Annotated in this window: 17 protein-coding genes; 11 read left to right on the forward strand and 6 right to left on the reverse strand. The window is 64.2% G+C overall.

Features of this window, described 5'->3' with window-relative positions:
* Positions 1-44: 44 nt before the first annotated feature.
* The 3 genes from KNN17_RS11975 to gdhA all read left to right on the forward strand — a co-directional run bounded on the left by KNN17_RS11975 (position 45) and on the right by gdhA (position 3472).
* Positions 45-1256 (forward strand): acetoin utilization protein AcuC, encoded by a 1212-nt coding sequence (locus KNN17_RS11975; protein ID WP_241709305.1) that lies wholly within the window; start codon positions 45-47, stop codon positions 1254-1256.
* Between the two features lie 95 nt (positions 1257-1351).
* The gene (locus KNN17_RS11980) at positions 1352-1936 is read left to right on the forward strand and encodes an ArsR/SmtB family transcription factor (RefSeq protein WP_241709306.1); all 585 of its coding nucleotides are present in this window, start codon (positions 1352-1354) and stop codon (positions 1934-1936) included.
* A gap of 198 nt (positions 1937-2134) precedes the next feature.
* On the forward strand, positions 2135-3472 hold the full coding sequence (gene gdhA, locus KNN17_RS11985; RefSeq protein ID WP_241709307.1) for an NADP-specific glutamate dehydrogenase: 1338 nt from the start codon (positions 2135-2137) through the stop codon (positions 3470-3472).
* Between the two features lie 89 nt (positions 3473-3561).
* On the opposite strand, the gene KNN17_RS11990 is transcribed toward gdhA, so the two are convergent.
* Entirely contained in the window at positions 3562-4866 is a 1305-nt protein-coding gene (locus KNN17_RS11990) for an alpha-hydroxy acid oxidase (protein ID WP_274619712.1), read from the reverse strand.
* Positions 4867-4945: 79 nt separating this feature from the next.
* Here KNN17_RS11990 and KNN17_RS11995 point away from each other — a divergent pair, with 79 nt between their 5' ends.
* The gene (locus KNN17_RS11995; RefSeq protein WP_241709308.1) at positions 4946-5650 is read left to right on the forward strand and encodes a FadR/GntR family transcriptional regulator; all 705 of its coding nucleotides are present in this window, start codon (positions 4946-4948) and stop codon (positions 5648-5650) included.
* Here KNN17_RS11995 and KNN17_RS12000 read toward each other — a convergent pair.
* Positions 5640-6653 (reverse strand): LacI family DNA-binding transcriptional regulator, encoded by a 1014-nt coding sequence (locus tag KNN17_RS12000; protein ID WP_078107670.1) that lies wholly within the window; start codon positions 6651-6653, stop codon positions 5640-5642. The genes KNN17_RS11995 and KNN17_RS12000 overlap by 11 nt on opposite strands.
* Before the next feature lie 328 nt (positions 6654-6981).
* On the opposite strand from KNN17_RS12000, the gene KNN17_RS12005 reads away from it, so the two are divergent.
* The 3 genes from KNN17_RS12005 to KNN17_RS12015 all read left to right on the forward strand — a co-directional run bounded on the left by KNN17_RS12005 (position 6982) and on the right by KNN17_RS12015 (position 8767).
* Positions 6982-8124 (forward strand): 3-deoxy-7-phosphoheptulonate synthase, encoded by a 1143-nt coding sequence (locus KNN17_RS12005; protein WP_241709309.1) that lies wholly within the window; start codon positions 6982-6984, stop codon positions 8122-8124.
* A 158-nt stretch (positions 8125-8282) separates the two neighbouring features.
* Positions 8283-8495, forward strand: coding sequence for a helix-turn-helix domain-containing protein (locus KNN17_RS12010; protein WP_078107672.1), 213 nt, complete (start codon positions 8283-8285; stop codon positions 8493-8495).
* A gap of 173 nt (positions 8496-8668) precedes the next feature.
* Positions 8669-8767, forward strand: a complete 99-nt coding sequence (locus KNN17_RS12015; RefSeq protein ID WP_003792170.1) for a 30S ribosomal protein bS22 — start codon at positions 8669-8671, stop codon at positions 8765-8767.
* 130 nt (positions 8768-8897) lie between these two features.
* On the opposite strand, the gene KNN17_RS12020 is transcribed toward KNN17_RS12015, so the two are convergent.
* Positions 8898-9716: an HAD family hydrolase gene (locus tag KNN17_RS12020; protein WP_241709310.1), complete on the reverse strand. Its 819-nt coding sequence runs from the start codon at positions 9714-9716 to the stop codon at positions 8898-8900.
* Between the two features lie 77 nt (positions 9717-9793).
* On the opposite strand from KNN17_RS12020, the gene KNN17_RS12025 reads away from it, so the two are divergent.
* The gene (locus tag KNN17_RS12025; RefSeq protein WP_241709311.1) at positions 9794-10048 is read left to right on the forward strand and encodes a glutaredoxin family protein; all 255 of its coding nucleotides are present in this window, start codon (positions 9794-9796) and stop codon (positions 10046-10048) included.
* A 51-nt stretch (positions 10049-10099) separates the two neighbouring features.
* Entirely contained in the window at positions 10100-10807 is a 708-nt protein-coding gene (locus tag KNN17_RS12030) for a redox-sensing transcriptional repressor Rex (RefSeq protein ID WP_078107676.1), read from the forward strand.
* Between the two features lie 67 nt (positions 10808-10874).
* Here KNN17_RS12030 and KNN17_RS12035 read toward each other — a convergent pair whose 3' ends face one another.
* From KNN17_RS12035 to KNN17_RS12045, 3 genes are all read right to left on the reverse strand, one after another.
* Positions 10875-11717, reverse strand: a complete 843-nt coding sequence (locus tag KNN17_RS12035) for a hypothetical protein (protein ID WP_241709313.1) — start codon at positions 11715-11717, stop codon at positions 10875-10877.
* 233 nt (positions 11718-11950) lie between these two features.
* The gene (locus KNN17_RS12040) at positions 11951-12613 is read right to left on the reverse strand and encodes a hypothetical protein (protein ID WP_241709314.1); all 663 of its coding nucleotides are present in this window, start codon (positions 12611-12613) and stop codon (positions 11951-11953) included.
* Between the two features lie 184 nt (positions 12614-12797).
* A complete protein-coding gene (locus KNN17_RS12045; RefSeq protein ID WP_078107679.1) occupies positions 12798-13346 on the reverse strand; it encodes a YceI family protein in 549 nt (182 codons plus the stop codon).
* A gap of 203 nt (positions 13347-13549) precedes the next feature.
* On the opposite strand from KNN17_RS12045, the gene KNN17_RS12050 reads away from it, so the two are divergent.
* Positions 13550-14212, forward strand: a complete 663-nt coding sequence (locus KNN17_RS12050) for a histidine phosphatase family protein (protein ID WP_241709315.1) — start codon at positions 13550-13552, stop codon at positions 14210-14212.
* A gap of 2 nt (positions 14213-14214) precedes the next feature.
* Positions 14215-14865, forward strand: a complete 651-nt coding sequence (locus tag KNN17_RS12055) for a TlpA family protein disulfide reductase (protein WP_139359661.1) — start codon at positions 14215-14217, stop codon at positions 14863-14865.
* Positions 14866-14872 lie beyond the last annotated feature (7 nt).

Raw genomic sequence — 14872 nt, forward strand, 5'->3', positions numbered from 1 at the left:
CGTCACGGGCAGTGCGCTCCCGCCGCTCGGGTAGCCTGTCATTGATGACTTCCTGGGCAGGCCTCCGTCCCTCCCCGCTGCCAACGACGGTGGCGTGGGATCCCGCCATGACCGCGTATAATTTCGGTCCCTCGCATCCGATGGCCCCCGCGCGGCTCGAACTCACGGCCAGGCTCGCCGCGGCGCTCGGACTCTTCGACCTCGAGCATGTGTCCGTCCAAGCGCCCGGGGTCGCGTCCGACGTCGACCTCCTGGCTGTGCACAGTGCCGAATATGTCGCCGCGGTGCGGCGCGCAAGCGAAGATCCAACGACGCCGGACCCGGAACGCGGGCTTGGCACCGACGATGATCCGGCCTTTGCCGGGATGCACGAAGCCAGCGCCCGGCTGGCCGGCGGATCGTTGCTCGCGGCCGAGGCGGTCCTGTCCGGTACAGCGGTCCGCGCCGTCAACTTCGGTGGCGGCATGCATCATGCGTCCCGTGAGCGGGCCAGCGGCTTCTGTATCTATAACGACGCCGCCCTCGCCGTGCAGAGGCTGCTCGACGGCGGTGTCCGCCGGGTCGCGTACATCGACGTCGATGCCCACCACGGCGACGGCACGCAGAGCATCTTCTGGAACGACCCCAGGGTCCTCACGATCTCCCTGCACGAAAGCGGGCTCTCGTTGTTCCCAGGGACGGGATTCGCCAACGAGATCGGCGGCCAGGACGCGCTGGGCACGGCCGTCAACGTGGCCTTGCCCGCATGGACCGGCGACGCCGGGTGGTTGCGCGCCTTCCATGCCGTAGTACCGCAACTTGTGCAGGCCTTCGAACCGGAAGTCATCGTGAGCCAGCATGGCTGCGACTCCCACAAACTCGATCCCCTCACGCACCTCAACCTCAGCGTGGACGGCCAACGCGAGGCGGCCACCGCCGTCGCGGGCCTTGCTGGCCGGTTTTGCGAGAACCGCTGGATCGCCACCGGGGGAGGGGGGTACGACATCACGGGAGTGGTGCCGCGCACGTGGAGCCATTTGATAGGCATCGTGGCCCAACACCCCGTCCGTCTGACGGCTCCGGTTCCGGAGGCTTTCCGGAGCTATGTCAGCGAAAAGTACGGGGAGTCGGTGCCGGAACTCATGGGCGACGGCGCCGACACGTGGTGGCGTTCCTGGGAGGTCGGGTATGACCCCGCCGACGCCGTGGACCGCACCATCATCGCCACCCGCAAGGAAATCTTTCCGCTGTACGGTCTGGATCCCTGGTTCGACTGATGCGTGTTCGCCGGGCTGGCGTGAGGCTGGGTAAACGGCGCGCGCAGGCGAAATAGTTGATGCCTTTTGGCGTATATGTCGCTAGGGTGGGAGGCATGGTGACTGACGACGTATTTGCCGTCATTGCTGAGGCAACCCGGCGTGACATTCTGGTTTCCCTCCGCTCTGGGGATAAGGCTGTGGGGGAACTGGTGGAGGAGCTCGCAGCGAGCCAGCCCACCATTTCAAAGCATTTGAAGGTACTCCGCGAGGCGGATCTCGTCAGCATGCGCGCACAGGGGCAAAAACGCTATTACGCGTTGAACCCGAAGCCGCTCGCAGGTGTTGCGAGCTGGCTGGAGACGTTCGACGTCGGTCCCGCGAAGCCCGCGGCCGAAGCCGCGACGCCGGCGCGCAGCCCCCGCCCACGTGCGGCGGGCCAGCCGGGAGCAGCGGGCCAGGGCACTGCGAAGAAGCAGCCCGACGGCGAGCCGCTGGGCACGGCTCCGGCGACCACCGACGTCGAGCGCTCGCCTGAAACAGTTCCCGCCTCGGGAGCTGTTGCGTCCGCCGCAGGAATCGACGACACCAGGCCGCAGCAGATCGGCCGTACGGTTGGCCGTGCCGCCACCAAGGCTGCGGACCTCTTGGCGAACCTGCCGAACCTACCCAACCTGCCGAAGTTCGGGCGGAAGAAGTAGAAGCAAGCCGGGGTGATCCCGGTCAGGCCGTGATTCGCCCCTGGCCGATGTTTCCTGGAAACAGCGCTTTTCGCGGGCCTCTGCCCTCAGCGCTGCCCGGTCGTAATCGGTTCGGATGGAGACTGCCGCGCGACTAATGCGAGCATGACGGGATTGTATGCAGACCCGCCGCTCGGCGCAGAAGTTGTAGGGAGTCACATGGATTCGAGGTTGGAAGCAGTCCGGGACACCGTCTTGGCACGGAACCCGGGCGAGCTGGAATTTCACCAGGCCGTCACCGAGGTCTTTGAAAGCCTCGGCCCGGTGCACGACAGGCACCCGGAGTTCCTGGAGGGCGCCGTCCTTGAGCGCCTGTGCGAACCGGAACGCCAAATCATCTTCCGCGTCCCGTGGACCGACGACGCCGGACGCGTTCACGTCAACCGTGGTTTCCGCGTCGAGTTCAATTCAGCCTTGGGCCCCTACAAGGGCGGACTGCGCTTCCACCCCTCCGTCTACTTGGGGATCGTCAAGTTCCTCGGTTTCGAGCAAATCTTCAAGAATGCCCTGACAGGCATGCCTATCGGTGGCGGCAAGGGGGGCTCGGACTTCGATCCCCGAGGCCGCTCCGACGCCGAAATCATGCGCTTTTGCCAGTCCTTCATGACCGAGCTGTACCGCCACATCGGCGAATACACGGACGTTCCCGCCGGCGACATCGGCGTGGGAGGCCGCGAGATCGGCTATCTGTTCGGCCAGTACAAGCGCATCACCAACCGCTACGAGTCAGGGGTGCTGACGGGCAAGGGCATGTCTTGGGGCGGCTCCTTGGTCCGTCCGGAAGCCACGGGTTTCGGTACGGTCATCTTTGCGCAAGAGATGCTCAAGACCCGGGGCCAGTGCTTCGATGGCCAACGCGTCGTGGTCTCCGGTTCGGGCAACGTGGCCATCTACGCCATCGCCAAAGCCCAGGCACTTGGCGCCACAGTGGTCGCCTGTTCAGATTCCGCGGGCTACGTGGTTGACGAGGCCGGCATCGACGTGGCGCTGCTCCGCCAGATCAAGGAAGTCGAACGGGGCCGCCTCACTGAATACGCGGAGCGGCGCCGGGGCGCCAGCTATGTGGCCGGCGGCTCGGTCTGGGACGTCAACGGCACCGTTGCGCTGCCGTGCGCGACGCAGAACGAACTCGACGGCGACGCTGCAGCCAAGCTCGTCAGCAACGGTCTGCTGGCCGTCGCCGAAGGCGCCAACATGCCCTCCACCCGTGAAGCCGTTGCCGTCTTCCAGGACGCGGGCATCCTGTTTGCCCCGGGCAAGGCAGCCAACGCCGGCGGCGTGGCGACGTCGGCGTTGGAGATGCAGCAGAACGCCAGCCGCGATTCCTGGTCCTTCGAATACACCGAAGCACGCCTTACGGAAATCATGGTGGGCATCCACGATCGTTGTGCCGCAACCGCGGAGGAATATGGCGCGCCCGGCAACTATGTCCTGGGTGCCAACATCGGCGGCTTCGTGAAGGTCGCGGACGCCATGTTGGCACAGGGCCTCATCTAGCCCACCCACCCAACTAACTCGCATTTGTTGTCGTTTTGACGCCTCAAAACGACAACAAATGCGAGTTAGTTGGGGAGGGCCGCCCTAGGTTAGGCGCCCAGCAGGCGCACGTGGTCCGGGGTGAGTTCCGAGATCCTGGTGACTCCGAGCAGGGCCATGGTGCGGGCCATGTCCTTCTCCAGGATCTGGATGGTGCGGTCCACGCCGGCGCGCCCGCCGGCCATGAGCCCGTAGAGGTACGCCCGGCCGATCAACGTGAAGTCGGCGCCGAGGGCCAGGGCCGCCACGATGTCGGCGCCGCTCATGATGCCCGTGTCCAGGATGACGGCTGCGTCGCTGTTGTCCGCCTTCAGTGCTGCGGAGACCTCCGGAACGAGGTGCAGAGGAATCGGTGCCCGGTCCAGCTGGCGCCCGCCGTGGTTGGAGATCACGACGCCGTCCGCGCCATGGTCCACCACCTTGCGGGCATCTTCCACCGTCTGAATGCCCTTGACCACGAGCTTGCCCTTCCAGGTTTCGCGCAGCCAGTCCAGGTCATCGAAGGTCAGGGTGGGGTCGAACATGGAGTTGATGAGCTCGGCCACGGTGCCCGTATAGCGGGAGAGCGAGGCGAAGGTCAGCGGCTCGTGCGTGAGGAAGTTGAACCACCAGGCGGGCCTGTACGAGGCATCCAGGACGGTTTTCACGGTGAGTGCCGGCGGAATGGTCATGCCGTTGCGGACGTCCCGCAGCCGGGCACCCGCGACGGCGGTGTCCACCGTGACCATGAGGGTATCGTTTCCGGCCTTTGCGGCGCGCTCGATCAGTTCCAGGGAACGGTCCCTGTTTGTCCACAGGTACAGCTGGAACCAGTTGCGGCCGTTCGGGGCCGCCGCGGCCACGTCCTCGATGGAGGCCGTGCCCATCGTGGAGAGGGTGTAGGGAATACCAGCGGCTTCGGCCGCCTGCGAACCCGCGTACTCACCTTCCGACTGCATCATGCGAGTGAACCCCGTGGGCGCGATGCCGAACGGAAGCCTGGATTCCTTGCCCAGGATCTTGGTCCTGAGATCAATCCTGGAGACGTCGCGCAGGATCCCCGGCCGGAACTCGATGTCCTGGAACGCCTGGCGGGCCCGGCGAAGGGTGATCTCCGCCTCCGCCGCACCGTCCGTGTAGTCGAACGGCGCCTGCGGAGTGCGGCGCTTGGCCATGTCCCGCAGTTCCCAAATGGTGGATGCGCGGCGCAACTTCGCAGCGTTGCTGAACTCTGGCTTCTTGAACTTCATGAGCGGCGCCAGGTCCGCGTACCTGGGAACCCGGCGCTTGAGTGCAGCGGGACGCCCGACGTCGGCGGGTGCGTTTGCGGGGACCCCAAAGGAAGGTGCGCTGCTCGGCTGGACGGTCTGCGTCATGGTGCTGTCTCCCGTGTGCTTGTGTGGTTAGACCACACTCTAGGCTATGTGGTCCAACCACATCAACTATTATTTATCCATGCGAACGCACGAGCTCGTCCTGAGTTGGATCGAAAAGCAATTGTCCGATGGGCACTTGGTCCTTGGTGGGCGGCTCCCCGCCGAGCGGGCGCTGGCCGAACAATTGGAAGTATCCCGGACCTCCGTCCGCGAAGCCATCCGGATCCTGGAGGCCATGGGCTTGGTACGGGCAGGTGTCGGTTCTGGCAAGGACGCAGGGACGGTGGTCATCGCGGAACCGGCCACGGCGCTCGGCTCCGCGCTACGCCTCCACGTGGCCACGCAGCATTTGCCGGTCGCTGACATCGTGGAAACCCGGGTCCTGCTCGAGTCGTGGGCGGTGTCCCGCGCCAAGGCCGACGCCCCGGAACTCGAGGAAGCAGCGAGGCTCCTGGACGAAATGGACGCAAGCCCCGCCGTCGACGATTTCCTCGCCTTGGATGTCGCCTTCCACTTGGCGCTGGCGGAAGCTGCGGGGAATACGGTGGTGAGCACCATCATGGGCTCGCTCCGCGAAGCGATCGAGGGATACGCCGCGGCGCTGACGGCGAACCTGCCGGATTGGGACAGCACCGCCCATCGCCTGCGGTCCGAGCACCGCGCCATTTTGGATGCGGTCAACGACGGCGACGGCGGCCGGGCGGCCACGCTCGTTGCCGCGCACATCGAGGGGTACTACAGGGAGGCGGGGCTGGGGAAGGCCCCGGTGGAAACTAGGCCTTGACAGGTCCGGTGCTTCCCCTGAGCTCAATCCGCGGCGGGAAGTAGTTCGTGGGGGAGACGGCGTCGTTGGTCTGGATCTGCTCGCGCATGCGGCGCCACGCAAGGTCGCCGAGGTCGGAGATCGGCACGGCGGCGGTAGTCAGCGGAGGCATGGTGTACCGGGCGAAGGGCATGTCGTCGAAGCCGGTGAGCGACAAGTCTTCCGGCACGCGGATCCCGCGCTGGCTCAGTCCGCTCAAGAGGCCCATCGCGGCGACGTCGTTGAAGACGAGGATTCCGGTGGCGCCGCACGAGGCGACGGCATCGCTCGACTCGAAACCGGCGTCGAACGTGTTGCCTCCAGGAATGAACTGCAATTCGACGTTCGGGAACTCGGCGGTGAACTTCTCGAGCCCGCGCAGGCGCTGCACGTTTGACGCGCTGCGGTCCGGTCCTGTCAGGTACGCCAGTTTGCGATGGCCCAGTTCAACCAAGTGGGCGGCAAGTTCCTGGATGCCTTGGCCGTAATCCACCACGAGGCTGGGAGTGGGTACAGACTCGGTGGTCCGGTTGATGAGGACGAGCGGATAGAGCGAGGGAGCGAGTTCTTCCAGTTCGGCGTCGCTCATGCGGGGGGCGCACAGAACGACGCCGTCGCATCGCCTCCGGGCTTCCCCGGCCAGGATCGCTTCTTCGCTGGAGACTTCGGACGAGTCCGCTATCAGCACGCGGTAGCCGTCGCGGGCGGCCGCAATGCTCAGCCCGCGGAGAATGGCCTGGAACGTGGGGTTGGACAGGTCCGGCACCACGATTCCGATAGTGTCCGTTTTTCCCAGGGCCAGGCTGCGGCCAACCGGGTTTGGCTTGTACTTCAGCTCCGAAGCGGCTGCGCGCACGCGGGCGGCAATGTCGGCGTCCACGGTGGTGTTACCGTTCATGACGCGGGAAACGGTGGCATGCGAAACGCCGGCCATGGATGCCACATCTGCGATGCCCACCCGCCGGGTGTTCCTTCTGCCTGGCATGGTTTCCTTCCTGGAGTTGGGGCCGCGCTGTGTTCCCAGCTCCCCGGGGACGTTTGTCCTGAGGTGAAGTTTATAGTGCGTGGGGAAACGGTTTCCCTTGATGTCGTTGCATTTCGATTTGCGGGCATCCGGAGCCTGGCGCTATGGTTTCGCTATGACTAACCGTTGGTATGCGTATTTTTCGTTGGCTCTGGAGGGGCCCGCGTCTAACTGACACGCATCCAACTTTCCTTCAGAGCCAACAGGGCAGAGATCATTCTCTGCCCTTCGCCATTTCCAGGCGGGCTCTGAGCAGGGTCCGCACCTCTTTCGGAACAGGACCCCTTTCATGACCAGCATCGCCGCAGAGCCCACCACAGTAAGTGCCGACGTCGAGAATACCGGCGCGCAGTCGACGTCGAACCTGCGCGTCAGCCGCTTCGAGCCGCTCCCCACGCCGCAGGAAATCATCACGGAACTGCCGCTTGACGCGAGGGCCTCCGCCGTCGTCGAGCGCGGACGCGACGGAGTCCGCGCCATCATGGACGGCGTGGACGATCGGCTCCTGGTGATTGTTGGCCCGTGCTCCATCCACGATCCGAAGGCGGGCCTGGAATACGCACGCAGGCTGGTCAGCCAGGCGGAGAAGCACAAGGAAGACCTGCTCATCGTCATGCGGGCGTACTTCGAGAAGCCGCGCACCACGGTGGGCTGGAAGGGCCTCATCAACGATCCCCACCTGGACGGCAGCCACGACATCGCGGCCGGGCTCCGGGCGGCGCGTGGCTTCCTCCAGCAAGTCACAGCCTTGGGCCTGCCGACCGCCACCGAGTTCCTGGAACCCATCAGCCCGCAATACATGGCCGACCTCGTGGCGTGGGGCGCCATCGGTGCGAGAACCACCGAGAGCCAGATCCACCGTCAGCTCGCCTCCGGACTGTCCATGCCCATCGGCTTCAAGAACGGGACCGACGGCGACCTCCAAGTCGCGATCGATGCCTGCGGTGCTTCCGCGGCACCCCAGGCGTTCCTGGGGATCGACGGCGACGGTCGCGCCGCGCTGGTGGCGACGTCGGGCAACCCCGACGCGCATGTGATCCTGCGCGGTGGCCGCAAGGGTCCGAACTACGCCGCCGACCAGGTGGCTGCTGCCTCGAAGAAGCTCGCGGCGAAGGGGCTGAACCCGCGTCTGATCGTTGACGCGAGCCATGCCAACAGCGGCAAGAGCCACCATCGCCAGGCGGAAGTCGCGTTGGAGATCGGCGCGCAGGTGGAAAATGACGTTGCTTCGCCGATCGCAGGCGTCATGCTGGAAAGCTTCCTTGTCGGTGGGGCGCAGAACCTGGATGTGGAGCGGCAGTCGGCTGGGGAACAGGAGCTGGTGTACGGCCAGAGCGTCACCGATGCCTGCATGGAGTGGGACATCACGGTGTCCGTCCTGAACCAGCTGGCCGCCTCGGCGCGCAAGCGTCGGTTGGCTGGTTCCAACTAGGGAGATCCTCGTCTCCAGTTCGCCGAAAGACTTTCACTTTGGTACCAGCAGCCTCTAGAGTATCTAGCACATGGTTGTTTGATGGCTCAGCATCGGCACACCAGGTAATGAATGCTGGGGTTCGCCGCTAACCGCTGAGAGCAAAGGAATATGGAGAAATGTCCGCAGAGACTAACTTCTCGAACGCGCGTTTCATGACCGTGGCTGAAGTTGCCGAAGTCCTCCGGGTTTCCAAAATGACCGTGTACCGTCTGGTTCACTCGGGAGAATTGCCGGCCGTCCGATTCGGACGATCATTCCGTGTCCCCGAGGAAGCTGTGAGCCAGTACCTCAAGGGCGCGGTTGTCGACGGACACTCGGAGACCGCTTGAGTCCTGCCTGGTTCCCGAAAGGGCCGGCGGTCATTGGGTGCCCCCGATAAGCGGTACCCTGTTAAGGAACGTTTTACGTCATTGTAAGAATCTGTCAGTTGTAAAGTCTGTTGCTCAGTTCAAGGACCTCACCCAGCAGACAGAGTCTCAATCTAGTTTGGTAAGGAACTTACGTGGGTTCAGTTATTAAGAAGCGCCGCAAGCGTATGGCCAAGAAGAAGCACCGCAAACTGCTTCGCAAGACCCGCCACCAGCGTCGCAATAAGAAGTAGAGATACTTCCTCCAGCGTGAATGCCCGTTGCCTCCCGAGGCGGCGGGCATTTTTGCGTCCACGCCCCGGTAACGCCCGCTCACGTATGTGAGCGGGGGTTGCCGGGGAGGCGGGTATATGTGAGCGGGGGTTAGCCCCGCGGGCCGCGGAACTTGGAGAAACCCCGCCACAAACCGTAGACGGCGCCTCCGACAGTCGCGGCCTTGAGGCCGAGCGTCGCTGCCCGACGGCCGGAACGGAAGTCATAAACAGGCCAGTTGTTCTCCCGCGCGTGGCGGCGCAACCGGGAATCTGGATTGATGCACACCGGGTGGCCCACCAAAGTGAGGAGCGGGATGTCGTTATGTGAATCGCTGTAGGCCCAGCATCGCTTCAGGTCCAGGCCTTCTTCGTCCGCTACGCGCCGCACAGCCACGGCTTTGGCAGGCCCGTGGAGGATCTCGCCCACCAACCTGCCCGTATAGGCACCGTCTTCAACCTCGCCCACGGTACCCAGGGCGCCGGTCAGGCCGAGCCGCGTGGAGATGACGGTGGCAACCTCGATGGGCGTCGCGGTCACGAGCCAGACCTTCCGGCCAACCCGCAGGTGCTGTTCCGCCAAGGCCTTGGTACCCGGCCAGATCCGCGACTCGATCATCTCGTCGTAGACCTCTTCGCCCAGCTCCCTGATGTCGGACACCTTGATGCCGGCGGCGAGGACCAGTGCGGAATCCCGGACCGAATGGACATCCTCCATTTTTTCGCCCCGCAGCACGAACTTGAACTGCTTCCAGGCAAAACCCGCGGCTTGGGAGAGCGTGAAGGCCTTGCGTTCGTACATTTTGCGGGCGACATGGAAGAGGCTGGCACCCTTCATGAGGGTGTTGTCGACGTCGAAGAATGCGGCTTCGCCGTGTTGCTGCGTTGCAGCCGGCGCGGTGGCCACAACGGCGTTCTTCTCGACGGGCATGCCATGAGTCTAGTCAATCGCCCGGCCTCCTGCCGTTCGCGACGGCTCCGTCGACGCGGAAGCGATACCGTTGAACCATGCCAAATCCCGACGTTGTACTCCTCACCAAAGCTGACTGCCACCTTTGCGCCGAGGCGCGTGACGCCGTCGAACGCGTGACCTCAAGCCTCGGGCTCACGTGGACGGAACAATCGATCGACACCGACCCGGTACTGCGCGAGCGCTACGCCGAGGAGATCCCCGTGCTCTTCGTGGACGGAATCCAGCGGGATTTCTGGAAAATCGATGAGGCACGATTGGTACGGCTCCTGAAGAAGGCCATCGCAGCCTGAACATGCGTGCGGTGCTTTGTTGGCAATAGAGTGGGAAAACAAAGCGACGCAATGGAGAAGAACGTGACTGCGCTGGAACCGTCCGCCGAAGCTGTTCCCGGGGACAAGGACTCTGCGGCGAAGCAGATACCGCCCGCGGCTGTGGCCCGGATGACGCTTTACCTGCGCGCCCTGAACTCCCTGCTGGGCGAAGGCGTGGAGCGGGTTTCTTCCGAAGCGTTGGCCGAGGCGTCGGGAGTCAGCTCGTCCACTTTGCGCAAGGACCTCTCCTATGTCGGCTCCTATGGAACGCGTGGCGTGGGATACGAGGTCCAGTACCTGAGCCGTCACATCGCTGCGGCGCTCGGCCTGACCCACGACTGGAAAGTGGCCATTGTGGGCGCCGGCAACCTCGGCAAGGCCTTGGCACGATACGGCGGATTCGAGTCCCGAGGTTTCGACGTCGTGGCAATCCTCGACGCCGATCCCATGGTCATCGGGAACGAAGTCGGCTGGCTGCGGGTCAGCGACGCCGCCAATCTTGAAGCGGTCCTTCAGCGGACCGGCACCAACATGGTTGTCCTGGCCCTTCCCGCCGCGGTGGCACAGGACGTCTGCGACCGGGTGATCAGCGCGGGCATCCGCAGCATCCTGAGCTTTGCTCCGGTGCTGCTGCAGGTGCCGCCTTACGTGAACCTGCGCAAAGTGGACATGGCCACTGAGCTTCAGATCCTGGCGTACCACGCACAACGGGCACAGACCCCGGGCCAGGCCATTTAGGCCGAGCCGGGTCTGCGCCCGTTGTTGGTTTCTTAGCTATAGGCCTATCGGCCGTACGGCGCTGTGCTTATCGGCCGTACGGCGGCTGGCCGTAGGGGTTGGCGAACGGCTGGGCCTTCCGGAAATAGGGTGCCGAAGCCGGCAAATACAGCAGCACGATCGCGGCGATGCCCAGGAGGATGGTGATGGTGCCCATGCCGAGCTGGGTCAGCCCGAACAGGGAAATTGCGGCAAAGACCGTGCCCAGGATGCGGGCCCAGTTCTTGCCTTTGCGGACCTTGAACGCAACCAGCGCGTAGAGCCCGGCAAAGACCACCGAGAAAATAACCAGGAAGGTGATCGCAATGCTGATGAAGGTGCTCGTGTCGACGCCGGAAGCGTTGTTTCCCTGCGCCGCCAAGGCCTGATCGAACATGCTCCTGCCTGCAGGCGAGTTCAGCGTCGCGATAGTGAAGGGAATGCCGATCAAGGTCAGTACACCGGCGGCAATCATGAGCCAGAAGGAGATGTTGACCAACTGGGGGACTCCGGAGGTCGCAGCAGGCTGCTGGCTCGGCCACGTGGTGGGGCCGCCCTGCCCGTACTGCGGGACGGGAGACTGGCCGTACTGCGGATGCTGAGGTGCCTGCTGCCCGTACTGCGGCTGCTGCCCATACTGGGGCGCGGAAGGCTGGCCGTACTGGGGCGCGGAAGGCTGGCCGTACTGCGGTGCGGAGGGTTGGCCGTAAGGGGGCTGCTGACCCTGCTGCGGTGACTGCTGGCCGTACTGCGGCGTCTGCTGGCCGTACTGCGGAGCTTGCTGCCCGTATTGCGGCTGCTGACCCGGCTGGGGTGCCTGTTGGCCGTATTTCGGCTGCTCAGGTGTGGGATTTTCGCCCGGAGTGGACGGCGGGTACGGAGGGGTGCTCATGGCATTCCTTTGCGTGTCGACTGCAGATACGGCTGCCGGGTGCATCGTGCCCTGCCCCCAGCTCGGCTTAATCCCACCGTACCCCGACGGCGCGGCGCTGATGAGGATTCGTGCCAAGAATTCTGGCTTGACGCGGTCCGGCGGATCTCCCGCGAATCCTAGGGGGACAAAGGGAAGGCCGCGGGGTCCTCCGAGGACCTGCCGCGGCCTTCAGCCGTGGTTCTGCGGTGTTGTTAGACGAAATGCTTCCGGGACTCCGGAAGCCACATCAGGACGGCGGCCGCGACGGCTACTGCCGATCCGATGAAGTTGAGGTTGAGGGTAACCACTTGGAGCAAAAGGGAAATTACCGCAAACGCTCCCAGGATGGTCAGGACCAGTCGCGCCCAACGCGAGCCTTCCTTGAGCCGAATGGCAATGAAGACGTAAAGGGCTGCGAAGACCAGGCTGAAAATCAGGCCCACAATGCCCGCGCCCACCATCATCCCGCCGAAGACATCGCGCAACGTGAAGATGTTGATGAAGCTGGCAAGAACACCCAAAGCGGCAGCCGCGACCCACAACCAGTAGGAGATGGACAGTTGTTGCGGCACTCCGGTGGTGTCCCGGAAGCGCTGCGCGACGTTGTTGAAGTGGAGTCCGAAAGTGTTCCGCGCCGGCGCCGCGTAGCCGAGCCCTGCCGGCGGGGCGGCGTTGGGACCTGCCGGCGCGCCAAAGGCGGGCTGACCCGGCTGCTGGTAGCCGGGGGCGGGCTGCTGGTAGGACGGGGGTGCTTGGTAGGAGGGAGGTGGCTGGTATCCCTGCGGAGGCTGGTAACCCGCAGGAGGGACATTGCCGGGCTGCGGTGGCTGGGCTCCGGGCTGCTGGGGCTGCGGAGCTTCGTTTGGGTTACTCATGGCTTCACTTTAGACCTGAGGTTTAAGGATTCATAGGAAATTCTTGGCTAATTCGCCGCTAAGCATCGGCTTTTCCGAGAACAATGGGCGGGTGATTCCGCAAGCAAAAAAACGGCGCCTCCGGGGCAGCACACGGGATCGCGTGCAGCCCCGAAGGCGCTGGTCAGTCCGGAAAAACGGTGGACTAGGCGGCAGGTGCGATGAAGGCCAGTTCGAGGTTGATGACAACCTTGTCGCTGACCAGCACGCCGCCGGCTTCGAGCACAGCGTTCCAGGTCAAGCCGAAGTCCTTGCGGCTGATGGTGGTCTCACCGGAGACGCCCGCGCGGGTGTTGCCGAACGGGTCAACGGCGACGCCGTTGAACTCGGTCTCGATGGTGACCTCTTTGGAAACGCCCTTGATGGTCAGATCGCCCACGAGGTCGAAGCTGTCGCCATTGGCCTTGACGTGGCGGGAGACGAAGGTGATCTCGGGGAACTTCTCCACGTCGAAGAAGTCTTCGCCCTTCACGTGGCCGTCGCGGTTGGCGTCGCCCGAGTCGAAGCTGGCGGTCGCGATGGTTGCGGCGACCTTGGAGTCGGCCAGGCTGCTGCCGAGGTCAAGGGTCGCTTCGGCTTCGGTGAACTGGCCGCGGACCTTGCTGATGCCTGCGTGGCGGACGGTGAAGCCGATCTCGCTGTGGGAGTTGTCGAGGGTCCAGACGCCGGTGGTGACGTTTGCGGGAAGGGTCATGGGGTTCTCCTTGGGAAGGTGTGATCGTAGCTTCATCGGTCGTTCGGCGATACTTAGTTGAAGTATCAACCGAACCTTGTGTCCAGTATAAACATGCAAATGCATCTTTTATTCCACCTTCAGGGAACATTCTGAAGAAACTTTCAGTTCTACGAAACGTAGAAGATTTCAGATCGCCCGCCTTCTTTGAGAAACTGGTAAACATGCCCCAAGCAACTGTCCATCTGCTCCGCCATGGCGAGGTCTACAATCCCGACGGCATTCTGTACGGCAGACTGCCCGAATTCCACCTCTCCGAACGCGGCCGCGAGATGGCCAAGATGCTCGCTGACCACTTCGCTGCCCGCGTCGCACAGGGGGCGAACATCGTCTACCTTGTCTCCTCACCATTGACCCGCGCGCAGGAAACCGCCCTGCCCACTTCCCAAGCGTTGGACCTCCAGATCCACACGGAACCGCGGATCATCGAAGCCGAGAACCACTTCGAGGGGCTCAAGGCCAACATCTCCGAATTCATCAAGCCCAAGCACTGGATCGAGTACCGCAACCCGCTGCGTCCGTCCTGGGGCGAGTCCTACCAGGCCCAGGTGACCCGCATGCGGGCCGCCGTCGAGGACGCCCGGCTGAAGGCGATCGAACTTGGCGGCGACGGCGCGGAAGCCATCCTCGTCAGCCATCAGCTTCCCATCTACGCCACGCGCCTCAGCGCCGAGGGCCGCCGCCTGTGGCACGATCCGCGCAAGCGCGAGTGCACGCTGACGTCCCTGACTTCCCTGGTGTTCGACGACGGCAAGGTTGCGCGGGTGGAGTACAGCGAGCCCGCCGCCGTGCTGCTGCCTGGTGCCGCCAGGACCCCCGGAGCATGACAATGGACCGCAACACCACCAGCCGCAAGACCAGCGGCCAGAAGCTCAATGCAGCGCTGACCTCGCGACGTGGCTTCCTCGCCGTTGGGGGAGTGGCACTCTCTGCGCTGACCATGGGCCTGTCCGCCTGTGCCCAGGAAGACGCCCTGGCCCAGCAAGCCAAAGCGGGCGACAACAAGAACTACGTCGCCGGGGACGGCTCGGTGACCGAATTCGCCAAAGCGGACCGCAAGGCCGCCGTCGGGATCAAGGGCACTTTGTTCGACGGAACTGCCGTGACCCCGCAGGACCTGCTTGGCAAGGTAACCGTCCTCAACTTCTGGTTCGCCGCATGTGCGCCGTGCCGGGTTGAAGCGCCGATTCTCGAGGAACTGCACCAGGAGTTCAAGAGCAAGGGCGTCCAGTTCTACGGTGTGAACCTCCGGGACGAGAAGGCCACGGCCGACGCGTTCGACCAGACGTTCAAGCTCACGTACCCCAGCTTCAACGACAAAGACGGCGCCGTGCTGCTGTCCGTCTCCGGCATTGTGCCTCCCGGTGCGGTGCCCACCACCCTGGTCCTGGACAAAGAAGGCAAGGTTGCCGCCCGCGTCCTGGGCGAGATCGACAAGAGCACGCTCAAGGCACTCATCACCACCGCGGTTGCCGAGTAGGTGGCCC

This window comes from Arthrobacter bambusae (assembly GCF_022606295.1).
Lineage (GTDB): Bacteria > Actinomycetota > Actinomycetes > Actinomycetales > Micrococcaceae > Arthrobacter > Arthrobacter bambusae_A.